This window comes from Emergencia sp. 1XD21-10 (genome assembly GCF_009936045.1).
GTDB classification, from domain to species: domain Bacteria; phylum Bacillota; class Clostridia; order Peptostreptococcales; family Anaerovoracaceae; genus Senimuribacter; species Senimuribacter intestinalis.
Map to the genome: position 1 here is coordinate 118,309 of NZ_QWEQ01000010.1, position 25,687 is coordinate 143,995.

Here is a 25,687-nt window from a genome sequence, read left to right on the forward strand (position 1 = left end):
ATGATGCGAGAAAATTATGATGAATACAAAGAAATGATTAACGAGTACCTATTGGATTTTATGCCGAGCATTGACACCAAGAGCAGCGTTCTCTATGACTCAATGAAGTATTCCTTGATGGCTGGCGGAAAGCGGATACGGTCTGTGCTGCTTTTAGCTGCCTGTGAGTTTGCAGGTGGAAACGCAAAAGACGCATTGCCTTATGCCTGCGCTATCGAGTACATTCACACCTATTCTTTAATTCATGACGATTTGCCGGCTATGGATAACGATGATTTACGCCGCGGCATTCCGACCAATCACAAGGTCTTTGGCGACGGCATTGCGGTACTTGCCGGGGACGGTCTTCTGACCACTGCTTTTGAAATTATGAGCAAGGACATGTTCTTGTTCTTTGATAATATGAAGGAGTTAAAAAAACGTATCAACGCATCCTACACCATCGTCAAGCACTCCGGCGTGCAGGGCATGGTCGCAGGGCAGGCTTCGGATATAGACTCCGAACACAAACAATGCTCCAACGAAATGCTGGAATACATTCACATCAATAAAACAGGAGCCCTGATTGTAGCAGCCATCAGAGCAGGACTTTACCTTGGCGGCGCTGACGAAGAGATGATGAAAGATTTGACCTGCTATGCGGAGAATCTGGGGCTTGCTTACCAGATTGCCGACGATATTTTAGACATCAAAGGCAATGTAGAAGAACTGGGCAAAAACACCGGAAAAGACGCAGAATGTGAAAAAATTACCTATGTTGCCTTAAACGGCATGGAGGCTTCAGAGCAGCGCCTCAAAGAATTGACCATAAACGCTGTGGAATCCATTGAAAAATATTACGACAATGCGGAGTTTTTCAGAGATTTGGTTTTGAGACTGGAAAACCGCACAAAATAAAGGATAAAACGGAGAATTTGAATGAGTAATGAACTGGAACAGTATCAGTTTCCGGACGACCTGAAAAAGATGGACAAGGATGAGCTGTCTCTTTTGAGTTATGCTATACGGGATTTTTTATTAGATAAGGTATCAAAGACAGGAGGCCATTTGGCCTCCAATCTTGGCGTAGTGGAACTAACGATTGCTTTGCACAAGGTCTTTGACAGCCCGAAGGACAAAATTATTTGGGATGTAGGGCACCAGTCCTACGTACACAAAATTTTAACCGGACGAGCTTCAGAATTCGACCATTTGCGCCAGATGGGCGGAATCAGCGGATTTCCAAAGACTAAGGAAAGTGTTCACGACGTGTATGAGACTGGACATTCCAGTACCTCAATTTCCGCTGCTGCGGGCATGGCTGCTGCGAGAGATCTAAAAGGCGAAGACCATGAAGTCATTGCAGTCATCGGTGATGGTTCTCTCACCGGCGGTATGGCATATGAAGCATTGAACAATGTAGGGGCTTCTAAGTCCAAAATGATTGTGGTGCTCAATGACAACGGCATGTCTATTTCAAGAAACATTGGCGGCGTATCGCAGCATCTGTCGAAGCTTCGGACCTCTAACAGTTATCTTCATGCAAAAAAAGCTATCAAGAAAGCACTGGGCAGCATTCCTGTCATCGGAAACGATATCAGTTCCAATTTGGCGCATGCAAAGGACAGGTTAAAATATGCGTTGCTGTCAGGGGGCGTCATCTTTGAAGAACTGGGATTTACCTATTTGGGACCGGTGGACGGACATAATCTGGAGGAACTTTTAGATGTGCTGCAGATCGCAAAGAATATTGACGGCCCAGTTTTCATCCATATTATAACAAAAAAAGGAAAAGGCTATCGGACGGCGGAAATTAATCCCAATAAATTTCACGGAATCGGACCTTTCAATCCGGAAACCGGCGCTGCTCTGCAGCAGGCAGAGCGAACCTACTCCAAAGTCTTTGGCAGTGCTTTAGTGGGGCTTGCTGAGGAAGACGAACGAATTGTTGCTATTTCTGCTGCCATGTGTGATGCTACAGGTCTCGGGGCTTTTGCAAAGCGGTATCCGACCAGATTTTTTGATGTAGGTATCGCAGAAGCTCATGGCGTAACTTTTGCAGCAGGTCTTGCAAAAGCCGGTATGAAGCCGGTGGTTGCCATCTATTCCTCTTTCTTGCAAAGAGGGTACGATCAGATTATTGAGGATGTCTGTCTGCAGAAACTGCCAGTAGTCTTTGCCATCGACAGGGCAGGGATTGTAGGCGCGGACGGAGAAACACACCATGGTGTTTTCGACCTTTCATATTTGAGATCGATTCCAAATATGACCGTGTTGACTCCAAGAGACGGTACTCAGCTTTGCACTATGCTGAGTTATGCACTCTCCCTTGGTACACCTGTAGCAATTCGCTATCCGAGAGGCGTCTGCGACTTTGATACTGCAAATCTGATGCCGTATGCCGGAGAAAACCGACGCAAGACAAAAGGTAAAGACGTTGATATCTGGGCAGTGGGGAAGATGACCACTGTTGCAGAGGAGGTCCGGGTGGTTCTTTTGGAGAAAGGAATTGAAGCAGGCATCATCGAAGTAGGCTGTGTAAAGCCGATGGATTTGTCTTGCCTTGAAAAAAATAAAACAATTGTAACCTTAGAAGATAATCTCCTTGCCGGAGGCTTTGGCGAAGGATTTCGGGCAGAGACAGGGTGCAGTGATGTACTCAGTTTTGGATGGCCTGCCCAGTTTATAGAACATGGTAGCTGTGACGATTTGTATCATAAGTACGGACTTGATACGGCGTCCATTGCAGAAAGGATTTGTGAACACCTTGAAAGAAAGGCTTGATATTTTATTAGTAAAAAAAGGATATTATCAGTCCCGCGAGCGGGCAAAAGCTGCCATCATGGCAGGGATTGTCTATGTCGATGGACAGCGCAGCGATAAAGCGGGAAATCAGGTAGATACGGAGGCAGAGATTTTCGTAAAAGAGAATCTCTGTCCTTATGTGAGCAGAGGCGGCTTGAAACTTGAAAAGTCTATGGGGCATTTTAATCTGCAACTTAATGGGGCAGTCTGCATGGACATCGGTGCCTCCACTGGCGGCTTTACCGACTGCATGCTGCAAAACGGTGCTTCCAAAGTTTATGCCATCGATGTGGGCTATGGACAGCTGGACTGGAAACTTCGAAATGACGAGAGAGTCGTCAATATGGAAAAATGTAACGTCCGCTATCTGGATACCGATTTGATTGCAGAACCTATCAATTTTATCAGTATTGATGTGTCATTTATTTCTCTGCGGTTGATTTTTCCTGTGGCGGCTGCTGTTCTTGCAGATGCCGGGGAGATCGTCTGCCTCGTAAAGCCGCAGTTTGAAGCCGGAAGAGAGCAGGTTGGCAAAAAAGGTATTGTCAGAGATCGAAATGTTCACAGAGAAGTCATCGAAAATGTGATTTCTTATGGGGAGGCTAACGGTCTATATGCCCATGGTTTGACATTTTCTCCGGTTACCGGCGCAAAAGGTAATATAGAATATCTTTTACATCTTTCCAAATCAAGGGAAATGTGTTATAATGTATCATGTATACAAGAAGTGGTTGAAAACTCTCATGCAGAGTTAGAATAAGCACGTATATTTTTTAGGAAAACAAGGAGATCGAGAGAAATGAAATTATCAAACAAAGTGGAAGCAATGCAGTTTTCACCAATCAGAAAATTCAACCCGATTGCACAGAAAGCAAAGGACGCAGGTAAGAAAGTTTATCACCTGAACATCGGTCAGCCGGACGTAGAAACACCGGCATGCTTTATGGATGCAATCAGAGCTTATGAAAACAAAGTAATCGCTTATGCTGAATCCGGCGGTATTACTGAACTGCAGGACGCTGTATCTGATTACTTCAAAACTTACGGTATGGAAATCGGCAGAAACGATATGATCGTTACAACCGGTGGTTCTGAAGCACTGACCATGACTTTCCTGGCACTGCTCAATGAAGGTGACGAAGTTCTCATCGCAGAACCGTTCTATACCAACTACCATACATTTGCTACTTCTGCAGGCGGTAAGGTTGTTCCTATTACTACAAAAGCAGAGGAAGGCTATCATTATGCAAAGAGAGAGCAGATTGAACCGCTGATTACAGAAAAAACGAAGGCTATCTGCTGCATTAACCCAGGTAATCCAACCGGTACTGTACTTACTAAAGAAGAAATGCAGTTGATCGGCGATATCGCAAAGGAACACGACCTGTGGATTATCGCGGACGAAGTATACAGAGAATTTGCTTATGACGGAAGAGAAGCCGTTTCCTTCGGTCAGGTCAAGGACGTAGAAGACAGAGTTATCATCATTGACTCCGTTTCCAAGAGATTCTCCGCTTGCGGCGCAAGAATCGGTCTGCTGGTTTCCAAGAATCAGGAATTTATGCAGAGCGTGATGAAGATTGCACAGGGCAGACTTTGCGTATCCACCGTTGACCAGGTTGGCGCTGCTGCACTGTTTAAACTGCCAGCTTCTTACTACGATGAAGTAAAAGCTGAATACTGCGGAAGAAGAGACGTCGTATACGAAGAACTGATGAAGATTCCTGGCGTTGTTTGCAGAAAGCCTGGCGGCGCATTCTATATGACTGCAAAACTTCCTGTGGACAGTGTAGAAGACTTCCTGATGTTCCTTCTGACTGAGTTTGAAGATAACGGTGAAACTGTTATGTTTGCACCTGCTGAAGGTTTCTATGCAACACCAGGTCTTGGTAAAGATGAAATGCGTATCGCATACGTGCTGAATCAGGCAGATATGAGAAGAGGCGTAGAGCTGATCAGATTGGGAATCGAGGCTTATAACAAGAGATAAGCACTGCGAGAGTACCAAGCTGCAGAATCTGCATAAGCTGTGGAACATTGTAATCCGAGAAGTTTGTGCATCGACTCAGCGGCTGCCTTGACAAAATTGACAAAAAATCATGATTTAGTCAATTCTGTCAAAGAAATCGGGTTAAAACATTGCTAAAATTGACAGATTCTAAGATTCTTGTCAATTCTGTCAAAAACTTCGAGAAAATTGAGGGAAATTGAGGTGTTTTTACCTGATTTATTGACAAAAAACGAAAAATATTTTGATTTTGTCAATGTTGATAAAAAAGATAAGCAAGGGGCATGGATAATTCTGTGTCCCTTTTGTTTTAAATGGAAGGTAGTGTATATAAATGGAAATCAAAACAATTTGCGATAATCCACAGCTTTTAGTCGAAGCTGCCTCTTGGTTTTCGGACAAATGGGGCGTGCCTTTAGAAGCATACATGGAAAGTATGAAAGCATATATTGGTAATCCTGTCGGAATTCCGAAATGGTTTGTTATTTTAGATGAGAAAGAGAGTACTATTGCCGGCGCAGGTATCATCGAAAATGACTTTCATCAGAGAAAGGATTTAACTCCAAACCTGTGCGCGCTGTTTGTTGAACCGCCCTATCGAAAACAAGGTTTAGCGAAAAAGCTGATGGATTTTGCGAGAAAAGAAACCCAAGCAGCAGGTTTTGACAAACTATATCTCATCACAGATCATACTGAATTCTACGAGAAATGCGGCTGGGCGTTCTATGGAATCATCAAAGAAGACGATGGGGCCGAGATTCGTATGTACGAAACAAAAACCGGATTTTGACTTTTATTATAGCGTGTTTTTTGGTATAATTAAGTATTATAGGAAATGGAGATGAGGAAATGGCGTCTAGAGAAAAAGAACATGACATCAGCCAAGAGGAACTTGAATTTGCTGTATTTTGTGTTGAGAATCTGGAAAAGAAACTAAGTGTAGGCAGCCAGAGGATATTTAAGGCTTTTACGGAAGACAGCGATATTCTTTATAGTTACATTATCCCAAATTATCCGATTCTTCATACCCAGAGCAAAGAATATATTTTAGAAGACATTCTGTCGCTCCTGAACGAAAAAGGAATAAAAATATGATTTTATACCATGGTTCTAATACAGAAATTAAATACCCCGATATTCAGTTTTCTAGATTGAATGTAGATTTTGGAAAAGGGTTTTATACGACACCGATTCTGGCACAGGCTGAAAACTGGTGTCAAAAATTTAAGCGGCGTGACCAGCAGGCCATTCTCAACCAGTATCAGTTTTGTGAGTTAGAAAGTCATCAATTCAAGATATTGAGATTTGAAAGTTACTCTGAATCCTGGTTGGATTTTGTTTTGGCGTGCAGAAACGGTCAGGACAAGACCGACTATGATATGGTAATCGGCGGTGTTGCCAACGATAAAGTATTCAATACGATAGAGCTGTATTTCGATGGTTTAATCGACAAAACTGAAGCTCTGAAACGGCTGAAATTTGAGGATCCAAACCTGCAAATTTGTTTTAGAAGTCAAGATATGATAGAAAAATGCTTGAAATTTGAAAGGAGTGATTCGATATGAATGCAAATCCCATTTTGCTGCAGATGAAATACGCCCGTGTTATCAGCCGCTTTGCAGCACTTTCAAATATAACAAAGCGTGAAGCATTATCGTTTTTTTATCATTCAAAGACTTATGAGCTTCTAAGTGAAGGCGTTTCCGATATGCACTGCATGAGCGATCAGTATTTGGCAGAGGATTTATATTTTGAAAAACTAAATGGATATTCGGAGAAATTTTATGAGTAAGCTATCTTTTCAAACTTTCTGCTCATCGTAGAGATGATTGCAAAGGAATTTCAAATAACTGAGGAGCAGGCGCTGGAACGATTTTATAAGTCTAACACAGGTGCGCTGCTTGCCGACGACGAAACCGGACTGTATGGACAATCTCCTCTATACATTTTCGGACTATTTTTAGAAGAAATGAACTATAAAAAAGGAGTAATACTTTCATGGCAAAAAACAAGCTATCACCAATGATGCAGCAATATTTAGAAATTAAGGCAGAATATCAGGATTGTATTCTCTTTTTTAGATTGGGCGATTTTTATGAGATGTTCTTCGACGACGCCAAACTTGCGTCCAGAGAACTGGAGCTGACTTTAACCGGCAAAAACTGCGGGCAGGAGGAGCGAGCTCCTATGTGCGGCGTGCCGTTTCACTCTGCTGATACCTATATCGCTCGTCTTGTAGAAAAAGGATACAAAGTAGCCATCTGCGAACAGGTGGAAGATCCTGCTGCCGCTAAAGGTATTGTAAAACGTGAGGTTATACAGATTGTTACACCAGGCACGGTGACTTCACAGACCATGCTGAAGGAAAACGAAAATAACTATCTGGCTTCGGTATATTTGGACAAGAAGGGTATGTCCATTTCTTACTGTGATATTTCAACAGGTGAGCTTTATACAACAGAAGAACTTTCCGGACTAAATTTTGCACAGAATATGCTCAATGAGCTTGCCAAAATCGATGCAAAAGAAATCATGATAAACGAAGGTGCACAGTCCATCATAGACTGTGACGAAATCAAAGCTGTCACTGGCGCTTTTGTCTTTGCAAGGAATGAATCCTACTATGCGCAAAAAGCCGCTGAGGACGCAATTAAGGCTCAATTCAGCCAGGTTTCGCTGACAAGTTTAGGACTTTCGGGAAGAGACTTGTGCGTACTGTCTCTTGGGGCGCTGCTTTCATATCTGCTGGAAACCCAGAAGCAAAACCTTTCACAGCTGACTCAGTGCAGATTTTATGAAATAGGAAAACACATGTCTCTCGACAAGGCGACACTCAGAAACCTTGAAATTACAGAGACATTATACGATAAAAGAGTTCAGGGCTCGCTCCTGGGCGTTTTGGACAAGACGGCAACGGCTATGGGATGCCGTAAACTGAAACAGTGGCTGAGGGAACCTTTGAACAATGCCGCCGAAATCAATCTGCGCCTCGACGCAGTATCGGAACTTTCCGAGCAGCCGATTTTAGAGAATAACCTGCGCGAAGCACTGAAACAGGTCTATGACTTTGAGCGGCTTGCCGGAAGAATTGCGTCAGGAAATGCCAACGGCAAGGACATGATTGCACTGAAAAGCTCGGTCTTTGTGCTGCCTGAAATTAAAGACAGCCTGCAGTACGTAGATTCAGCCTTGTTGCAGCAGCTTTCTGCTCAGATTTATGATTTAGAAGAAATCTATACCCTGATAGAAAGCGCCATCAGAGAAGATGCGCCATTTGCCATCAAAGAAGGTGGGCTGATTAAAGAAGGCTATTCCAAAGAACTTGACGATATCAAGTTTTCCATCAAAGACGGCAAACAGTGGATTGCAAATTTAGAAAATACTGAGAGAGAACGAACGGGCATTCGTACCTTAAAGGTCGGTTTTAATAAGGTTTTCGGTTATTATATTGACGTAACGAAAGCCAATGCTGCGCTGGTTCCCGAGGACTATATCCGCAAACAGACCCTTGTCAATAATGAGCGTTACATCACGCCGGAGCTGAAGGAAATGGAAAATCTGGTTCTCAATGCGGAGACGAAAATTAACCAGCTGGAATATGAACTTTTTACAGAAATCAGAAATAAAATTCAAGCCTTTATCAGAGAAATTCAGCAAACATCTCAAGCTATTGCGCAGCTGGATGTCCTTTGCAGTTTTGCCAATGTCAGCAATAAGCTGGGCTATGTAAAGCCAATTATCGACGAAAGTTTTGAACTGCAGATCGAAAAGGGCAGACACCCGGTTATCGAACAGATGATTACAGATGGTATGTTTGTATGCAACGATACCTATTTGAACAACACAGACACCAGTATGCTGGTCATCACCGGACCTAATATGGCTGGTAAATCTACTTACATGCGGCAGACCGCACTCATTGTACTGATGGCGCAGGCGGGTTGTTTTGTCCCTTGTGAGTACGCCAGAATCGGTGTCGTAGATAGGATTTTCACTAGAATCGGAGCCTCTGATAATCTGGCACAGGGACAGTCTACATTCTTTGTAGAAATGAGCGAACTCGCCTATATTCTCAGCTGCTCCAAAGAGCGAAGCCTGATTATTCTCGATGAGATCGGCAGGGGAACAAGCACCTACGACGGACTTTCCATCGCTTGGGCTGCTGTGGATTACCTCTGCAATGAAGCTACCCATATTAGAACCCTATTTGCGACCCATTATCACGAGCTGACTGCACTGGAAGAGCAGATACCGGGGGTTTGCAATCTCAATGTGGATGTTTCAGAAGAAAATGGAAACATCGTATTTTTACACAAAATTGTGCGCGGCTCTGCCAGCAGAAGCTATGGCATTCATGTAGCAAAACTAGCAGGGGTACCAAGTCCGCTTCTTGAAAATGCCCAGAAAAAGCTGGAGCAATTGGAAGCAGGCAGCATAGAAATATCCCCATATACATATGTGCAAACCGCTGCAAAAGAGCCTGCGGCAGTTTCTGTTGAGGAACAAATTTCCTTTTTTACCCCAGGACCAAATCCTGTAGTAGACCGGATTCGCAAACTGAATCTGATGGAAATTACGCCTTCGCAAGCTATTGGTATTTTAGAAGAGTTAAAGGAAGCAATCGATGATTAAAGTTTTAGAAAAGAACATCGCTGATAAAATCGCTGCTGGAGAAGTCATCGAAAGACCAGTCTCCATTATTAAAGAACTTGTAGAAAATTCCCTTGATGCAGGCGCTGACTCAATCATAGTGGAGATAAAAAACGGTGGAAAAACCTATATTCGTGTCACTGATAACGGCTGCGGTATACCGCGGGAAGAGGCAGAAACAGCCTTTCTTCGCCATGCAACCAGCAAAATTTCTACAGCAAGAGATCTGGATGCTATCGAAACCCTAGGCTTTCGTGGTGAAGCTCTTGCCAGCATCGCCGCAGTAACCCATACGGAATTTATCACTAAGACAAAGGATGCCAAAATGGGCGTGAAACTATTGATCCACGGCAGCGAAGTCATTGCAAACAGTGGAACTGGCTGTCCTGACGGTACGACCATTATCGTAACAGATCTGTTTTATAATACTCCTGCCAGACGCAAATTCCTTAAATCTGATGGTGCAGAAAGCGGTCAGATTATCGACTTTATGTCCCAGATTGCGCTGGCTTACCCTGCGGTCAAATTTCGTTTCATCAATAACGGTAATATCATATTTTCTACAGTCGGAAAAGGTGATGTGCTGGCTGCTATTCTGGCGGTTTATAAAATCAGTGAATACAAGGATTTAGTTCCTGTTACTTATGAGAAAGACGGTAGTAAGGTCAGCGGCTACATATCAAGACCATCTCTGTCAAGAACCAATCGGAAAAATCAAATTTTCTTTGTCAACGGAAGGGTTGTTTCCAGCAAAGTCATCGAAAGAGGAGTCGCTGCCGGCTATAAAGAAAGACTTTTTGACGGCAGATATCCGGTTGCATTTTTGTTTATCAAGACAGATCCTGCAAAGCTGGATGTCAACATTCACCCAAACAAAAAGGAAGTCCGCTTTGACAAGGAGGAAGATATCACTGCTTTAGTGGCAGAGGGAATTGTGCAGGCGCTCGGAGCCAAGGCCGCTGTTACAGAGGTCAAAAACATCTTTAAATCGCCGATAAAGGAGAACGTGCGCCCTGTAGAAACTCAAGTTACAATTTCTGAACCTGAGCCGCCGCAAAAGTCAAAGGCAGAGCCTGAACAGAAACACGAGCAAAAATCTGAAAATAAATCCGAACCGCGGGTAGACATAAAACAGATATTATCCACCCGTCGAGAAACTTTAAAGGTTGCCGAAGAAAAAGTGTCCTATGATATGCCGCAGGTCTTCCATGAAGCGAACAAACCGTCAGACGAAGTAACCGATGCGTTTTCGGAACTTCCGCAGTCGAAAGCTGAAAATACAGAGCTTGAAAAGCCTGTGCTTTCCATTGATACACCTGCAATGCAGCCATTTGATTTTGAGGTTCTTACTTTAACCGGCGCCATATTTGGCACCTATATCACGGCTGTTGACGGCAATTACTTTTATCTGATTGACCAGCACGCAGCTCACGAACGTGTATTCTATGAAAAGCTTGTCGGTGAGTATTTGGAGGAAGAAAAGCTGCGCCAGCCTATTCTGACACCGATACTTCTAGAAGTACCTCTGGCTGTAAAGGAAAATGAATATGACTGGCTAGACTGCCTTTCTGATATGGGATTTGCTGTCCAGGAATTCGGGCAGAATTCCTATATTATCAAGGAAATTCCAACCTTTATGACTATTTCTGAAGCGGAAGATTTTGTGAAACACTTTATCGACAGCGTCGCTGATGGTACAAAGATTCAAAATACCGTTGTCATAAACAAACTGATTACAAAATCCTGTAAAGCGGCGGTAAAGGCTCACGACAACCTCTCCATGGAGGAGATGAAAGCACTTATCAAACTGCTTTCCGCATGTAAAAATCCGTTTTCATGCCCTCACGGTAGACCGACCTTTATCAGACTTTCAAAATACGAAATAGAGAAGATGTTTAAGAGAGTATAAATGTTATGAACCGGGAAATCATTGTAATCTGCGGACCTACCGCAGTGGGAAAAACAAAATATGCCATAGAGACTGCGCTGCATATGGATGGAGAAGTGGTTTCCTGCGACTCCATGCAGCTTTACAAATACATGGACATCGGCAGCGCTAAGCCTACGGCAGAGGAACGAAGACGTGTGAAACACTATCTGGTCGACGAAATTGAGCCGACTGAGGCTTTTTCAGCAGCAAGATATCAAAAGCTGGCGAAAGGCGCCATCGAGGAAATCTTTGCAAAAGGCAAAACGCCGGTCATTGCAGGCGGTACGGGTCTTTATCTGAGTGCGCTGCTTTACGATATGGATTTTAGCGCGCCGCCGGGTGATACGGCATTTCGCGACAGCCTTTACAAAGAAGCTGAAACCTACGGACCTGCCTGGCTTCACAAGAAATTGGAAGAAGCGGACCCTGAAGCCGCAAAACGGATACACCCCAACAACATCAAGAAAGTAGTCCGCGCCATCGAGGCGGCATCTTTGGGAGAAAAAGTAAAGGACTTTGCGTCAGATTTAAAGCTGACCTCTGATTACAGTGCCAGACTTATCGGGCTTGCCAGAGACAGACAGCAGCTTTATGATAGAATTAATCAGAGAGTTGACTTGCTCATGGAGCAGGGACTTTGTGATGAGGTAAAAGGGCTGATGGAAAGAGGTCTTACAGAAAGCGATATTTCCATGAAGGGCATCGGCTACAAAGAAATTATCGGCTATTTGGAGGGACGCTACGATTTAGCAGAGGCTGTCGATTTAGTCAAGAAAAATACCAGACACTACGCCAAGAGGCAGTTGACCTGGTTTAAACGATATAAGGATATGCAGTGGTTTAACATTTCAGAATATGGCAGTGACGAAAGCTGTCTTGAGGAGATCTTTAAATGGCTGGAAAAGAAATAAAAATTCACAATAAAAGTGACAAACCGGATAATATCGTAAAAAAAGAAGCGCAGATTTTTCAAGAGTGCGAAGACATTGAGTCGGAACTTCCCAAGTTTTTACGCGGATTTTTCATCTATCTAAAAGGGAATGTGCTGCCTATGTCCAGACTTGCCTATCTGCACGATATTAAATTCTTCTGCAATTATCTGATTGCTGAAACGGATTTGACAAAGGCGGAGACGACCTCACAGATTACTTTAAAAGAATTTGCCGAAATAAAAGCCGCTGACATCAATATCTATCTGGATTACTGCAGAAAATATAAAGTAGAAACAGAAAAAAACATTTACGTCTATGAAAACAACAATAAGACACTGGCGAGGAAAAAATCTTCTGTCTCAGTAATGTTTAAGCAGCTGTACAGGGATCAGCTCCTCGAAAAGAATATTACCGACGGCTTTGACCCGATTCGCGTACCGAAGGCAGGAGAACGGGAGATTAAAGCGCTGCAGGATGATGAGGTCATGATTATGCTGGACGCTGTGACAAACGGCACAGGCCTAACCAAGCACGCCTATTCCTATTGGCAAAAAACAAAAAAGCGGGATAAGGCCATTTTGATGTTGTTCTTGACCTATGGTCTCAGACTTTCCGAGCTGCAGCAGCTGAATGTCTCGTCTTTTAACTTTTCCCGCGGCGAGTTTAAGATTTATAGAAAGCGCGGTAAGGAATCCATCATGCCTTTAAACCAGTCGGTAACAGCTGTATTGGAGGACTATCTGGCAAATGAAAGACCTGAGGAGGAAACTCTGCTAGAAGACCACCGCGACGCATTATTTCTTTCTCTGCAAGGCACTCGTATGACTGACAGACAGATTCGAGAGCTTGTAAAGAAATATACCGCAATTGCATTAAAGACTTCATCAAAAGCCGGTTACAGCCCTCATAAGCTGAGAGCGACGGCTGCGACCAGCTTAATCGGCAGGGGCAATTCGATTTACGATGTGGCAGCTCTTTTGGATCATGAACAGGTGACGACAACCCAGCTTTACGCACAGCACAAGCAAAATGTAAAACGTGATTTGGTAAGCGGCATGGAATGGGAAAAGGAGAGGACCGAAAAGTGACAGATAAGAATACTTTAAAAGGCGCAGTTTTCCTTCTTGTGGCTGCTTTCATCTGGGGCTTTGCCATGGTTGCCCTAAAAGCAGGTACGGAAAATCTGCAGCCCTTTTCCTTTACCGGTTATCGCTGTCTCTTAGGCGGCATATCTCTGATTCCACTCTGGCTATTTGTGGACAAAAGAAAAAGTCCGGCGCAAAGGGAAGTGGAACGCAATCCGAAAACCCTTGTAATCGGCAGCATTGTGTGCGGCCTCAATCTGATGACTTTTACGATTGCACAGCAGCTGGGGCTTCCGTTTACAACTATTGGAAAAGCAGGTTTTATTACGGCGCTGTATATTATTTTAGTACCCCTTGCCGGTGTTTTTCTGGGGAGAAAAATAGAAAAGACAGTATGGATTGCAGTAGTGGTTGCAATGACAGGTTTTTATTTCATGTGCCTTTACGGCGGCAGTGCCGCTTTTAATCGCGGTGATATGATGATGTTGTTTGCAGCCGTGTTTTATACTGTTTACTTTTATATGGTGGATCACTTTGTGCAGCAATTAGATCCTGTCAAGTTTTCCTCTTGTCAGTTTATTGTGACTGGAATTGTATGTAGCGTAATATCTCTTCTTTTTGAAGATACAAGTCTTGCTGACGTGCAGGCGGCTATAGTTCCGCTTCTTTACGGTGGCATTTGCTCCTGCGGGCTGGGTTACACCTTTCAGGTCATCGGTCAGCGCTATATGGAGCCTGCAAAGGCGTCGCTGCTCCTTTCCAGCGAGACCGTCTTTACCATGATTGCGGGCATGATTTTCTTTCAGGAAAAGCTGGCTTTCAGAGAATATCTCGGTTGCGGACTGATTTTCTGCGCCATCATTCTTTCACAAATGCAACGAAAATCTTAAGGTTTTGTGAAGAATGATGCAGGGGGATTTACAAACCTGAAAAGAGGCTTATAATTTTAATTGTAATATAAATGGAGAATACAGATGAATTACACAGACAAACTACTTATCGAAAAATTTGGTATCAGCCCAAGGGTTCTTAATCTTGTAAACAGGGCAGAGGAGGAGATTGCTGACTCCTACCAGACCCTTGATGATATCATGGCATATAACCAGTATAAAGTACTGTCGGCGCTGCAAAATCACAGAATTGCGGATATGCACTTTGCTTGGAATACAGGATACGGCTACGATGATCCAGGAAGAGAGGCAGTTGAAAAGGTCTATGCAGAGATTTTTGGAACAGAAGCTGCTTTGGTTCGTCCGACCATCGTAAACGGTACTCACGCTCTAGCGATTACGCTAATGGGCATCCTTCGTCCCGGCGATGAGCTGATTTACTGCAGTGGTGGTCCTTACGACACCCTGGAAGAAGTCATCGGTATTCGCGGTGAAGGCATGGGTTCTCTCAAAGAATATGGCGTAACCTATAAACAGGTAGACTTGCTGCCGGACGGTTCCATTGATCTTGAGACCCTTGGTAAAACCATTTCAGATAAAACCAAAATGGTTTCCATTCAGCGAGCTACCGGATATAGTTGGCGTAATTCAATTACTGTAAACCAAATTGCAGAAGTTGCTGATTTTGTTCATGGCATCAATTCGGATATCGTCTGTATGGCGGACAACTGCTACGGCGAGTTTCTCGATGTGAAAGAGCCTACAAACGTTGGAATTGACGTGATAGCGGGTTCTCTTATCAAGAATCCGGGTGGCGGACTTGCCTTGACCGGCGGGTATGTCTGCGGACGCAGAGATTTGATTGACAAGATTTCTTACCGCATGACCTGTCCGGGAATCGGTGCAGAATGCGGTCTTACCTTCGGACAGACCCGCGCTATTTTGCAGGGACTGTTTATGGCACCAAAGGTTGTAAACGGGGCAGTGAAAGGTGCAATGCTCTGCGCAAAGGCTTATGAAATGCTGGGTTTTGAAATCAGGCCAGGCGTTTCCGACAGTCGCAGCGATATTATTCAGTCTGTGAAACTGGGTTCGCCAGAGGCTGTAGTTGCATTCTGCGAAGGAATTCAGGCGGCTGCACCTATTGACGCTCACGTAACACCTGTGCCTTGGGCTATGCCGGGTTATGAATCTGATGTGGTTATGGCCGCGGGCGCTTTTGTTCAGGGTTCTTCCATTGAGCTCAGCGCCGATGCGCCGATTCGTGAGCCATACATCGTGTATTTCCAAGGGGGACTTACCTACGAGCACTCAAAATTTGGCGTGATTAAGTCAATTCAGCAGCTTTACAAAAAAGGGTTATTAGATATTTAAAAGGGATTTGAGGAATTTATGGACAAAGAAACATGGAAAGAAAATGCGCATAAAACAAAAGATGATGTAAAGGAGAATATCAAAAAGGCGAAGAAAACTAAGCTGATCCTTTCTATTTTAAAGCTGGCGGTGCTTTCTGGCATTGTAATCGGCATCCCTTTATACATTATCTTTTGCCAGAGGGATTTTATCGAGCAGTTCCGTTCTTTTAACGATGTGCTTGCTTATTTGGAGAGATATAAATTTGAAAGTATCTTCATCTACATTGGTATTCAGGTGGTGCAAATCGTCATCAGCGTGATTCCAGGACAGGCATTTCAGTTTGCCGCCGGATATTTGTACGGATTTATCCCAGGGCTGATTTTTTCCATGATAGGTGCTTTTCTCGGCACACTGATTTCCTTCTATTTGGCGAGACTTCTGGGAAAGGACGCAGTACATCTGTTCTTTGGCGAAGAACGAATCAACCATTTTATAGACAGGCTGAACAGCAAAAGGGCATATATCATAGTCTTTCTTTTATACCTGATTCCGGGGCTGCCGAAAGATGTAGTCAGCTACGCTGCTGGTGTTTCCGAGATGAAATTTAAGGCATTTATGGCATTTTCTATGGCAGGAAGAGTCTTCGGCATGGGAGGAAGCCTTTTGATTGGCGCATTCTATTTTAAACAGCATTATATTGGAATGGCTGTAATCGGCGCCTTTGCTGTCATCGCATTTGTTCTCTGCGTCATTTACAGAGATAAAATCAATCAATATCTTGATAAATTTTATGATAAAGTTACTAAATAAATGGAGGTTTTAATGAAAATTGTAGTCTTAACTGGAAGCCCTCATGAAAATGGAACATCTTTTGTTCTTGCAGATTCATTTATAAAGGGCGCAGAAGAAGCCGGCCACAGCATTTATCGCTTTGACGCTGCACAGAAAGAAGTGAATGGCTGTATTGCCTGTAACGCCTGTGGACAAGGAGACGCAGTCTGTGTATTTGAGGATGATATGCAGGAGCTGATTCCGGCTCTGCTTTCTGCGGATATGGTGGTCTTCATATCGCCGGTATATTATTCCGGGTTTACCTCTCAGATAAAAGCTGTCATCGATCGCTTCTACAGTATCGATAAAATGCTCTGCGGTGCTCAAAAATCATCTGCACTGCTGGTTACTGCAGCAGACACAGATGTTCGCACGGCGAGAGGAATTCAGGCTGTTTACGAAGAGGCAATACACTATCTGAAGTGGGAGGATAAAGGGCAAATTTATGCCATAGCCTGTGCAGAGAAAGGGGATATCGAGCAGACCGACTATCCTGAAAAAGCTTATATTCTTGGAAAGTCCTTATAATTTCATATGGAAAAGCAAGCGTTCGCAGCCTGTTTTCAGGGCGAACGTTTTTTATTATACTATTTTCGAACATTTGTTTATTTTTCTCTTGACAAAGAACATTTATTCTGATAATATATAGAAAACGAACAAATGTTTAGAGAGGTGAGAACACATGACCAAGAAATATAGAGTAGTTTCCAAATTCAGATTTACATTTTTTATGACAGTTTTAATTCTTTGTCTTGTTACTATTGCAGGAACATTACTGGGTTTCAATACCGCAAACAGTTCCTCCAAGGATTTATATAACGTAGTTGAGATTGAAGCCGGCGACACCATCTGGGATATCGCCACAGAATATGGACCGACCAGTTCAGACGCACGCCGAATCGTTGAGGATATCTGTGACATTAACGAAATCACCGCAGATGAACTGACAGCCGGTCAGAAAATCGTCGTCCCGGTATATCAATAAACTTGCTTTTATGAATTTAGACATATTTAGAAAAAACACCATTTTGAGCGAGTTTTTTCGTCGACCAAGATATCGATTACACACGATAAAATCGCTTAAAACGCAAATTAGAGCTTCAGAAATTTTATCCCATAAAGGAATGTCTGCTGCGCCAATTCCTTTTAAGTAGAAGACATTCCGAAACTCAGGACTATATGTGCCTTTACACATAAGTCCTGAGTTTTTTGTCTAAGAAAAAACATAAGTGATTACGTGAGTAGATGTAAACGCAAAGCAGAAACTATGAAGATTTATTTTGAATCTTTAAAGATAAGTTTTATGAAACAAGATAAGATAAAATAAAAAAAAATTATTGATGATTAGAGAACAAATTTTGCTGATGTTGGATTAGAAACTTAAGGTATTTTGATATGGTTTTGGCAAAGTGTTCATAAACCTTCCATAACTATTCCCAAAATTATGATTTTAGGAATAGTTATTACACTTACGACCAATCACCTTTTATCTTATACCAGCTCCCAGATATTCTTCTAAGGTAATGCCTTGGGACTTGATTTCTCCTGCAGTTTTTTCACCGACATATCTTAAATGCCATGGTTCATAAGCATATCCAGTAATATCTTCTGTATCTTTTTCGTAGCGAATAATGAAACCGTACTTGTGACAGTTTTCAACAAGCCATATTCCTTCAGGTGTGCTGCCAAAGCTTTCAAGAAGATCCCAACCGGAAGATTCACAGGATACGTCCAGTGCATAGCCGGTCTGATGTTCACTTCTTCCAGGCTTTGCGCTGAGTCTTAGAGCCAGTTCTTCCCCATCGACTTCACACCAATAAGCAAACAGATATTCCTGTAGTGCGTAATCTCTATACGCAGATACGATTTTGATATCAAAACCGGCTTTTTCTGCGTCATGATACAGTTTTTCATAGGCATCTCGAACAATTTTCTTTGCATCAATGGCTTTCATAGCAAATTCACTGACTGAAACCAGATTTGACGGTACATAGGTCTCAGAAAGCCAGCAGGAATTATTTACCAGCATTAGCGGATCTTCAGGGTCTTTAGCGATTGATGGTTCTGCTTTCACAGATATAATAGGACTTTCGGTATCGCTGTATACCCTGTTTTCACCGTCTAAATGATACCTCTTTACCTTGTAAAAATAAGTTTGTCCTACTTTTCTATCGGTATCAAGGTAGTTATAAAGGAACGTATTTTCGACTTTATCAGTTTCGTACAAACATTGAAATTCACTGTCTTTGCTGTCTGCACGAAAAACACCGTAACCGTCTACATTTTCTATGGTTTCAACAGGCTTCCACGAAATCAGCATTTTTCCTGATCCCGGAAAGCTTTGCACACTGACAGACGGCGCAGCGATTGTTGCCGCAGGTTCTGTATTTTTACAGCTGTACAGCATGAGAAGCGGCAGACATATGAGTAAAAGTTTTGTAGTTCGTTTCATAGCTAAATCCTCCTAATTACTACCAAAACCCTATTAGTTTACAATAAAAAAATTACGAAAAATAAATACACAAAAGACTGCCTCTACTTTCAAGTAAAAACAGTCTTTTCAAAGCCCTGCCTACTACCTGTACTGATACGCAGCTTTAGCAAAGCCCAATTTATTCTTTTTAAATATTGAGGAAAACTCTCTGTTTGGAACGGGTACGCCGCTGATTCCATTTTCGATACATACATAAGGAATTTTATACTCATGCATGATGTAATGCTCAAAATCCCCGTATGTCGCCTTAGTGTAGCTTTCATCAATGGTGCTGTAGCCGGTCATGTCGCGAAACAGTTTTACAAAGCTCCAGCACTTTTTCTTATAGCTTTTGTTGTGATAGCCCCAGTAAATCACCCCTCCCATACTATGGTAGTTGATGACAGCCTGTACATTGGAGCAGTCTTCTAAAGCTGCTAAAATACTCTGGGTTTCATTCTCAGAAAAACGCTTTGGTCCCGGATAATACTGACTGGCATAAGTCTTTGTACTTGGATACGTACTGTACATCTTGTAATTTCTATTTAAATCAACCCCTCTTGCATTGGCCTGCCAGTTGGAATAAGCTCCGGTTCTCGGCATTTTCTTGATCTTTTTTCGAAGAGTTGCATTTCTGATAGCGTCAGGTCCAAGGGCACTGATTGCAATACCGTCAGGATTTGCCATAGGGACGATGATGATACTGACTGAATCAAAAAGTTCCTCGTAAGAAACGCCGCAATAAAGACCTGATTTGTAGTTTCTACAATAATACTCAATCATACCCATAACCAGCTGGCTGTTAATGTACTCCCTGCCGTGGATACCGGCGGTCACAAAAATCTGTTTCTCTGCTTTGGGATTCCCAAGAACGACACAGTACAAACTTCTGCGATCAGCCGTTTTACCCAGATAAGTTTTAGAGAGTCTGTCCGGATATTTATCGGTCAGCGCATTCAGATCCTCTATAAAATCACTGTAGGTATATTTGCTATCGCTGGTACTGACGATATCGCTGCTGGCGCTGAAAGTTTCTATAGGAAGTGCAAGAAAAATGCAAAGTATAATGATAAATCGTTTTGCCATGGCAAATAATCCTCACTACTCAAAATTGAACGATTAATCATCCAAGCCCTTTTTCTTATAAATCCTCTGAAACAGAATGACACCTGCGATGATCCATACAATACATACTCCAATTGCAACGAGGTTATCCGCTAGAACAAGGGACTCTCCTGCTGCAACAGACGGATACACTGTATAAAGTGACATCGTAGGAAACAGCTTAGCAATCTTTCCAATGAGTTCGCTAAACTGCCCGAAAATCGGCGGCATTAACATGAGCATCATCAAAGGAGAGCCCAGCGTTCCAGCTGACATTTGGTCTTTTGCCGCAATGCCTACCACTGCACCGAAGCAGATAATCGCAAGGGAGGCTAGAATCATAATAAACAGATACCCGGCAAATCCCGCCATATCGGCGCCACAGACAAAAAATAGAATCACACCCTCTACAATAAGCAGCAGCAAACATACAAGAGCCTTGCTCAAGATAAATTCTGCGCCTGATACATTAGCCATCATCAGTGAACGCAGGGTATGCTTTTCCTTTTCTTCTGCAATCATCGTGGAAAGCGCGGTCAGCGGAATGATAGATAGCTCCATTACACTGCAAAGAAGCAGCACATAATCAGCCGGAAGTCCCGTAATATCTGATAATACATATGTATAAAGCAACGCAAAGACAGCCGGAAGCAGCAGTGTGATTAGAATGCTTCGATTGCCGAAACATCCTTTCATATCCTTTTTGAACAAAGTACGAAGTACATGCATCCTAATTCTCTTTCCCATTATGCTCTCCCCCCTTCTTCTGTCAGCGCTAAGAATACTTCTTTTAGGCTTGGTTCGATAGAATGAATCATCTTGATTTCACCAGCACCGGCAAGATATGCAGAAAGTTTATCCGCTTCCAGCGGTAAAAGCACTTCTTCCGAAGCTGTCGTAACTTTTACTTGTTTTTTAGCATATTTCAGTTTCAGATCATATGGACTTCCACACTCAATAATTTTCCCACAATTGAGAAATGCAATGCGGTCACAGAGTTCATTGGCCTCTTCCATGTTGTGCGTTGTCAAAAATACTGTTGTTCCCTGCTCTTTCATCTGTAAAACCAGACTGCGCACTTCTTCTGCTGTTGCAGGGTCAAGATTCGCTGTAGGTTCATCGAGAAAGAGTATCTCTGGATTATGCAGAATGGTTCTCGCAAAAATAAGCCGCTGACGCATACCCTTTGAAAGTTTTTCAACCGGCTTCTTTACTGCGTCTTCCATACCGATACGCTTTAATACGTCATCGATTTTCTCTCTGGAAACCTGATAAATATCTGCGAATAATTTCAGATTTTCATATACAGTCATCTTATCATAAAGACCACTGTTATCACTCATGATACCAATTCTATCTCGAATTTCAGAATCAAAAGGCGATGTGCCAAATAGCGAAATCTCTCCGCTGTCAGCAGAAAGCTGTCCGCTGAGAAGCTTGATTGTCGTTGTTTTTCCTGCCCCTGAAGGTCCAAGATAACCAAAAATCTCGCCTTTTTTGATTTCAAAGGATACGTCTGATAAGGCAGCAGTATCTTTAAATCGCTTCGATAAATGAGTTACTTTGATTGCCTGTTCCATCTCTTCCACCTCTTTTTGTTCTAAATTTTACATTTAATGTAAATACTCATACCATTTCATTTTACAACAAAAGAAACACCATTTCAAGACATTTATGATAAATGGTGTTTTTTTGCAAATAGATGGTAGTATTTAGAACTTATGCAGGAATTTCTGCCTGATTTCTTCATTGGTATCCATGATATGCATGCGAAGCTCTCTGGCTGACATGCGAAGGGCTCCCTGACCAAATATCATCATCTGCTCTAGTCCATCGGAGGTCGCAACTGTAATTCGCAGCTTTTTCACATGTTCCAGCACAAATTTTTCGATAAACTGGTCTGCAGTCTCGCCTTCTTTCGTGTAGATAATCTGCATATTATGAATAGTCTGGGTGGTGCCGGGATTACCTGGTTTCTTGTAACCATCAAAGACAACGATGATTCGATTCTCTTTGTAGCCCTGATAGTTGCCAAGGATTTCAATCAGTAAATCTCTGGCACTTGCAAGACTCAGTGCAGCCATATCCTTTAACTCTTCCCATGCAAATATCATGTTATATCCATCAATCAACAACACTTCCTCTGCAGAAGCGTTATTATAGGCGCTTTTAATCCGGGGACCGGAAAATCCGCTTTCTGCCGTAATGATTCTGGCACTTTTCTTAAAGCGACTTGTTTCTCTTTTACTTGTACCATAGGTCTGCTTAAATACTGCTTCCAGCTCTTCGTCGCTGTACTGGCGAGATTCACTGCCACCTCGTACAGACCCTTCATTTTTCTGTATTTTTTCAGGCTGCCAGGAAAGAGGCAGATGCATATACTGTTCAACTTCCTGCCAAGGGACACTAACACCAGAGCCGGATTTACAGAAGATAGAATCGCTGGGATTTTCCAGGTCCCGATCGGCTTCATATCCGACAGCTTGTGCGACCTCTTCTTCGTTATGGCATGGAAAATATCCTGCCAAGGTGCAGTAAAGTCTTCCCTGCCCTTTGCTATAGGAAGTAACATCCTTCTGATAGTCCTTCATAGTAGAAACTGGTGCTCTGCCGGTTAAAACGGTGTTTTTTCCAGCCGCAGACGACGGTTCACAGGTTCCGTGCATATTCTGAATATCATTCATGGCTCTGCCAACAAAATCTGTTGGCAGTTCCAGCCGGTAATCATAGTAAGGCTCTAAAAGTCTGCAGCCGGCTTTTCTGAGACCGTGACGAAGTGCTCTGTAGGTTGCCTGACGAAAATCACCACCTTCCGTGTGCTTCACATGGGCGCGACCGGTGGTTAACGTAATTTTTATATCAGTCAAAGGTGAATTTGTCAGAATGCCTGTATGAACTTTCTCCTTCAGATGTGTCATAACCAGTCGCTGCCAGTTTCTGTCCAGCGTGTCCTCACTGCAAGCTGTATCAACAACGATACCGCTGCCGGAAGGAAGCGGCGTGAGAAGCAAGTGAACCTCCGCATAGTGGCGAAGAGGCTCAAAATGACCTACACCTTCAACTGTATCTGCGACAGTTTCCTTGTATAAAACCGTATCTTCTCCAAATTCGATAGACTTTCCAAAGCGTTCAGAGACGAGACTCTTTAAGATTTCTCCTTGAATTTCTCCCATCATACGAATCCGCAGACAGCTGCTTTCTTCGCTCCAAGAGGTATGCAGCTCCGGCAGTTCCTCTGACAGCTGCAAAAATTTCTCATAAGCCTCATGAGGCTCCCAATCGGGCGGCAGCAGCACCTCATAGCTGAGCACAGTATCCAGATACGGCTCAATGCCGGCAGGTTCAAAGCCCAGTCCCTGTCCACAAAAAGTGTCAGCAAAACCTGTCACAGCACAGACCGTACCAGCAGACACTTGCTGCACTGCCTCATATTTTTTACCGTTATAAATTCGAATCTGATGAACCTTGCTTTCTCCAATCTGTTCCTTCACAGAAAGGCTACCGCCGGTTATCTTCATATGCGTTAGGCGATTGCCCTGTTCGTCTCTGCTGATTTTATAAATGATAGCACCAAAATCGCTTCCATAATTTGGACAGATCGTGTAATTTGCAAGACCTTCAAGAAGTGTATCTACGCCCTGCATTTTCAGTGCAGAGCCGTAATAGCATGGAAACAGCTTTCGCTCTTTGATTAACCCGGCGCATGATTCCGCTGGTATTCTTCCTGTTTCCAGATAGGCTTCCAGCAAAGCTTCATCACACAGCGCTGCCTTTTCATAGAAAGCCTCGCTGCCCGCCAGTACGCATTGCGCACTTAAACGAGCCTGAACCTCCTCCATAATTGCGGATAAATCCATCCCTTGCTGATCCATTTTATTGATAAAAATAAAAGTCGGTACGTGGTAGCGGGAAAGCAGTTCCCATAGGGTCAGCACCTGTCCGGTCACACCGTCAGGACCGCTGATTAAAAGAATAGCATAATCTAGAACCTGCAGGGTTCGTTCCATTTCTGCAGAAAAATCTACATGACCCGGTGTGTCCAGGAGTGTAACCTCCTTATCGCCCAGTGGAAAAATTGCCTGCTTAGAGAAAATAGTAATGCCGCGGTTTTTTTCCAGCACAAACGTATCGAGGAAAGAATCCCCATGGTCCACTCTTCCCATCTGTCTGGTAATGCCGTTTTGATAAAGGACGCCTTCAGACAAAGTTGTCTTTCCGGCGTCCACATGAGCGACAATGCCCATTGTAAGCTTATTGTCCGGGTACAACAAGGTTCCCGGGTACCCACCTAAAGCTTTGCTTTGCGGAAGGGTGGGTTTATTATTCTTCTGATTCATCTTCCGAAATTTCCTTTTCAGGCTCTTCAATGTGCAGCTTTACTTTTTCAATACGACGCTCCTTTACGGAGAGAATCGTAAAGATGTAGTTTTCAAAGACAACCTCCCTGTTTTCATCACCTTCTTCCGGAATTTCTCCCAGAATATCAATGATAAAGCCTCCGATGGTCTCGCTGTTTTCAGATTCGAGATTGATATTGATCTCTTCAGAAAGGTCACTGAGATAAACGTTTCCATCTAAATAATAATTATTATCGTCTACCTTGTTGATGACGTGCCCCTGTTCATCATATTCGTCTTCGATGTCGCCTACGATTTCTTCGACGATGTCCTCCATGGTTACAATACCGCTGAAGCCGCCGTATTCGTCGATGAGAATGGCGATATGCTGCTTTTCAATCTGCAGTTCAAAAAACAGCGCGTCGATATTCTTTGTTTCAGGGACAAAATACGGTTTGCGCAAAATAGAGCGAATATCCACCTTGTCAAATCCCGTTTCTCTAGCTTTTATGAGATAGTCCTTGATGTGAAGAATACCGATAATGTTGTCTGTATCGTCTTCACATACCGGAATTCTGGAATAGCGTAGTTCCATCAGCTCATCTAAATACTCGTCGGTTGAATCATTGATGTCGATAAGAAACACATCGGTACGAGGCGTCATGATCTCATAGGCAAGTTCGTCATCAAACTGGAAGATACTATTGATCATCTTCTTACCTTCTTCTTTGATTGCTCCACTCTGTTGCCCTGATTCTAAAATGGACATTACCTGCTCTTCGGAATATCCGCTGTATTCAATCTTCGTTTCCTGTCTGAACATCTTCAGAAAAACATCTGCAATAAAAGTCAATATTACAACAAATGGCTTTAATATGATGACAAAGAACTTCTGCAGTGCGGAAAGCTTCATAGCAATAGATTCACTGTGCTGCTGCGCCAGCTTACGAGTAAAATACTCACTAAAAGTGATGGTCGCTGTTACGTAAACCAGCGCAGAAAGAATTGGGTGCTGAGGCAGTGCCAGTGCAAAATATACGCCGATAACGATAAAAATGTAACTAAGCAGCCGGTTCGTAAACCGATAATCGGTCGGTAAAGCAAGCAAATTTCCAAGACGTATTGCTACTTCATTTTCTTCTGTTGCCATTTGTCTGATTTTGCTTCTGTTTACGCTGTTCATAGCGGTGTTCATCAAAACTGCAATGCCGTTACCAACCATTGCAAGCACCATAAAAGTGACTTTTAACGCAAGCGGCAGGCTACTGGGGTCAGGTGTCATGTTCAATCATCTCCTTATTACTTGG

The 25,687-nt window shown here is 43.1% G+C and carries 23 protein-coding genes; 17 read left to right on the top strand and 6 right to left on the bottom strand.

All coding sequences use genetic code 11. From position 1 onward, the window contains the following. The 17 genes from D1151_RS07645 to D1151_RS07725 all read left to right on the top strand — a co-directional run bounded on the left by D1151_RS07645 (position 1) and on the right by D1151_RS07725 (position 17,451). Entirely contained in the window at positions 1 to 897 is an 897-nt protein-coding gene (locus D1151_RS07645; RefSeq protein ID WP_243151181.1) for a polyprenyl synthetase family protein, read from the top strand. Between the two features lie 21 nt (positions 898 to 918). Beyond that, on the top strand, positions 919 to 2,763 hold the full coding sequence (gene dxs / locus D1151_RS07650) for a 1-deoxy-D-xylulose-5-phosphate synthase (protein WP_161908504.1): 1,845 nt from the start codon (positions 919 to 921) through the stop codon (positions 2,761 to 2,763). Further along, complete coding sequence (locus D1151_RS07655; protein ID WP_161908505.1) at positions 2,747 to 3,544, top strand: TlyA family RNA methyltransferase; 798 nt, start codon at positions 2,747 to 2,749, stop codon at positions 3,542 to 3,544. Before dxs ends, D1151_RS07655 begins: the two co-directional genes overlap by 17 nt. Positions 3,545 to 3,583: 39 nt before the next feature. Continuing rightward, the gene (locus D1151_RS07660; RefSeq protein ID WP_160201431.1) at positions 3,584 to 4,774 is read left to right on the top strand and encodes a pyridoxal phosphate-dependent aminotransferase; all 1,191 of its coding nucleotides are present in this window, start codon (positions 3,584 to 3,586) and stop codon (positions 4,772 to 4,774) included. A 352-nt stretch (positions 4,775 to 5,126) separates the two neighbouring features. Continuing rightward, entirely contained in the window at positions 5,127 to 5,582 is a 456-nt protein-coding gene (locus D1151_RS07665) for a GNAT family N-acetyltransferase (protein WP_161908506.1), read from the top strand. 59 nt (positions 5,583 to 5,641) lie between these two features. Beyond that, on the top strand, positions 5,642 to 5,887 hold the full coding sequence (locus D1151_RS07670; protein ID WP_160201433.1) for a DUF3791 domain-containing protein: 246 nt from the start codon (positions 5,642 to 5,644) through the stop codon (positions 5,885 to 5,887). Next, complete coding sequence (locus tag D1151_RS07675; protein WP_160201434.1) at positions 5,884 to 6,357, top strand: DUF3990 domain-containing protein; 474 nt, start codon at positions 5,884 to 5,886, stop codon at positions 6,355 to 6,357. Before D1151_RS07670 ends, D1151_RS07675 begins: the two co-directional genes overlap by 4 nt. Further along, positions 6,354 to 6,584 carry a DUF3791 domain-containing protein gene (locus D1151_RS07680; protein ID WP_160201435.1) on the top strand — a complete coding sequence of 77 codons (231 nt, stop codon included), beginning with the start codon at positions 6,354 to 6,356 and terminating at the stop codon, positions 6,582 to 6,584. Before D1151_RS07675 ends, D1151_RS07680 begins: the two co-directional genes overlap by 4 nt. Positions 6,585 to 6,790: 206 nt before the next feature. Beyond that, complete coding sequence (gene mutS, locus D1151_RS07685) at positions 6,791 to 9,424, top strand: DNA mismatch repair protein MutS (RefSeq protein ID WP_243151026.1); 2,634 nt, start codon at positions 6,791 to 6,793, stop codon at positions 9,422 to 9,424. Further along, positions 9,417 to 11,351, top strand: a complete 1,935-nt coding sequence (gene mutL / locus D1151_RS07690) for a DNA mismatch repair endonuclease MutL (protein WP_160201436.1) — start codon at positions 9,417 to 9,419, stop codon at positions 11,349 to 11,351. The genes mutS and mutL overlap by 8 nt, the downstream gene beginning before the upstream one ends. Before the next feature lie 5 nt (positions 11,352 to 11,356). Next, positions 11,357 to 12,283, top strand: a complete 927-nt coding sequence (gene miaA, locus D1151_RS07695; RefSeq protein WP_161908507.1) for a tRNA (adenosine(37)-N6)-dimethylallyltransferase MiaA — start codon at positions 11,357 to 11,359, stop codon at positions 12,281 to 12,283. Next, entirely contained in the window at positions 12,265 to 13,392 is a 1,128-nt protein-coding gene (locus tag D1151_RS07700) for a tyrosine-type recombinase/integrase (RefSeq protein ID WP_160201438.1), read from the top strand. Before miaA ends, D1151_RS07700 begins: the two co-directional genes overlap by 19 nt. Further along, on the top strand, positions 13,389 to 14,279 hold the full coding sequence (locus D1151_RS07705) for a DMT family transporter (RefSeq protein ID WP_160201439.1): 891 nt from the start codon (positions 13,389 to 13,391) through the stop codon (positions 14,277 to 14,279). The genes D1151_RS07700 and D1151_RS07705 overlap by 4 nt, the downstream gene beginning before the upstream one ends. Positions 14,280 to 14,363: 84 nt before the next feature. After that, on the top strand, positions 14,364 to 15,653 hold the full coding sequence (locus D1151_RS07710; protein WP_160201440.1) for a methionine gamma-lyase family protein: 1,290 nt from the start codon (positions 14,364 to 14,366) through the stop codon (positions 15,651 to 15,653). Positions 15,654 to 15,671: 18 nt separating this feature from the next. After that, on the top strand, positions 15,672 to 16,445 hold the full coding sequence (locus D1151_RS07715) for a TVP38/TMEM64 family protein (protein WP_160201441.1): 774 nt from the start codon (positions 15,672 to 15,674) through the stop codon (positions 16,443 to 16,445). Between the two features lie 12 nt (positions 16,446 to 16,457). Continuing rightward, complete coding sequence (locus D1151_RS07720; RefSeq protein ID WP_160201442.1) at positions 16,458 to 16,994, top strand: flavodoxin family protein; 537 nt, start codon at positions 16,458 to 16,460, stop codon at positions 16,992 to 16,994. A 154-nt stretch (positions 16,995 to 17,148) separates the two neighbouring features. Then, positions 17,149 to 17,451 (top strand): LysM peptidoglycan-binding domain-containing protein, encoded by a 303-nt coding sequence (locus tag D1151_RS07725; protein WP_161908508.1) that lies wholly within the window; start codon positions 17,149 to 17,151, stop codon positions 17,449 to 17,451. Between the two features lie 501 nt (positions 17,452 to 17,952). On the opposite strand, the gene D1151_RS07730 is transcribed toward D1151_RS07725, so the two are convergent. The 6 genes from D1151_RS07730 to D1151_RS07755 form a co-directional block, all read right to left on the bottom strand. Next, a complete protein-coding gene (locus D1151_RS07730; protein ID WP_161908509.1) occupies positions 17,953 to 18,918 on the bottom strand; it encodes a D-alanyl-D-alanine carboxypeptidase family protein in 966 nt (321 codons plus the stop codon). Between the two features lie 123 nt (positions 18,919 to 19,041). Then, positions 19,042 to 20,025, bottom strand: coding sequence for a M14 family zinc carboxypeptidase (locus D1151_RS07735; RefSeq protein ID WP_161908510.1), 984 nt, complete (start codon positions 20,023 to 20,025; stop codon positions 19,042 to 19,044). A gap of 33 nt (positions 20,026 to 20,058) precedes the next feature. Beyond that, entirely contained in the window at positions 20,059 to 20,790 is a 732-nt protein-coding gene (locus D1151_RS07740; protein WP_202620401.1) for an ABC transporter permease, read from the bottom strand. Further along, a complete protein-coding gene (locus D1151_RS07745; RefSeq protein ID WP_160201446.1) occupies positions 20,790 to 21,623 on the bottom strand; it encodes an ABC transporter ATP-binding protein in 834 nt (277 codons plus the stop codon). The genes D1151_RS07740 and D1151_RS07745 overlap by 1 nt, the downstream gene beginning before the upstream one ends. Positions 21,624 to 21,755: 132 nt before the next feature. Further along, positions 21,756 to 24,380 (bottom strand): translation factor GTPase family protein, encoded by a 2,625-nt coding sequence (locus tag D1151_RS07750; RefSeq protein WP_161908511.1) that lies wholly within the window; start codon positions 24,378 to 24,380, stop codon positions 21,756 to 21,758. Next, positions 24,364 to 25,662, bottom strand: coding sequence for a hemolysin family protein (locus D1151_RS07755; RefSeq protein WP_161908512.1), 1,299 nt, complete (start codon positions 25,660 to 25,662; stop codon positions 24,364 to 24,366). The genes D1151_RS07750 and D1151_RS07755 overlap by 17 nt, the downstream gene beginning before the upstream one ends. Positions 25,663 to 25,687 lie beyond the last annotated feature (25 nt).

Coding starts and splice junctions, on each gene's coding strand:
- D1151_RS07645 (WP_243151181.1), top strand. CDS start 1: ATGATGCGAGAAAATTATGATGAATACAAAGAAATGATTAACGAGTAC.
- dxs (WP_161908504.1), top strand. CDS start 919: ATGAGTAATGAACTGGAACAGTATCAGTTTCCGGACGACCTGAAAAAG.
- D1151_RS07660 (WP_160201431.1), top strand. CDS start 3,584: ATGAAATTATCAAACAAAGTGGAAGCAATGCAGTTTTCACCAATCAGA.
- D1151_RS07665 (WP_161908506.1), top strand. CDS start 5,127: ATGGAAATCAAAACAATTTGCGATAATCCACAGCTTTTAGTCGAAGCT.
- D1151_RS07670 (WP_160201433.1), top strand. CDS start 5,642: ATGGCGTCTAGAGAAAAAGAACATGACATCAGCCAAGAGGAACTTGAA.
- D1151_RS07675 (WP_160201434.1), top strand. CDS start 5,884: ATGATTTTATACCATGGTTCTAATACAGAAATTAAATACCCCGATATT.
- D1151_RS07680 (WP_160201435.1), top strand. CDS start 6,354: ATGAATGCAAATCCCATTTTGCTGCAGATGAAATACGCCCGTGTTATC.
- mutS (WP_243151026.1), top strand. CDS start 6,791: ATGGCAAAAAACAAGCTATCACCAATGATGCAGCAATATTTAGAAATT.
- mutL (WP_160201436.1), top strand. CDS start 9,417: ATGATTAAAGTTTTAGAAAAGAACATCGCTGATAAAATCGCTGCTGGA.
- miaA (WP_161908507.1), top strand. CDS start 11,357: ATGAACCGGGAAATCATTGTAATCTGCGGACCTACCGCAGTGGGAAAA.
- D1151_RS07700 (WP_160201438.1), top strand. CDS start 12,265: ATGGCTGGAAAAGAAATAAAAATTCACAATAAAAGTGACAAACCGGAT.
- D1151_RS07710 (WP_160201440.1), top strand. CDS start 14,364: ATGAATTACACAGACAAACTACTTATCGAAAAATTTGGTATCAGCCCA.
- D1151_RS07715 (WP_160201441.1), top strand. CDS start 15,672: ATGGACAAAGAAACATGGAAAGAAAATGCGCATAAAACAAAAGATGAT.
- D1151_RS07720 (WP_160201442.1), top strand. CDS start 16,458: ATGAAAATTGTAGTCTTAACTGGAAGCCCTCATGAAAATGGAACATCT.
- D1151_RS07725 (WP_161908508.1), top strand. CDS start 17,149: ATGACCAAGAAATATAGAGTAGTTTCCAAATTCAGATTTACATTTTTT.
- D1151_RS07730 (WP_161908509.1), bottom strand. CDS start 18,918: ATGAAACGAACTACAAAACTTTTACTCATATGTCTGCCGCTTCTCATG.
- D1151_RS07735 (WP_161908510.1), bottom strand. CDS start 20,025: ATGGCAAAACGATTTATCATTATACTTTGCATTTTTCTTGCACTTCCT.
- D1151_RS07740 (WP_202620401.1), bottom strand. CDS start 20,790: ATGGGAAAGAGAATTAGGATGCATGTACTTCGTACTTTGTTCAAAAAG.
- D1151_RS07745 (WP_160201446.1), bottom strand. CDS start 21,623: ATGGAACAGGCAATCAAAGTAACTCATTTATCGAAGCGATTTAAAGAT.
- D1151_RS07750 (WP_161908511.1), bottom strand. CDS start 24,380: ATGAATCAGAAGAATAATAAACCCACCCTTCCGCAAAGCAAAGCTTTA.
- D1151_RS07755 (WP_161908512.1), bottom strand. CDS start 25,662: ATGACACCTGACCCCAGTAGCCTGCCGCTTGCGTTAAAAGTCACTTTT.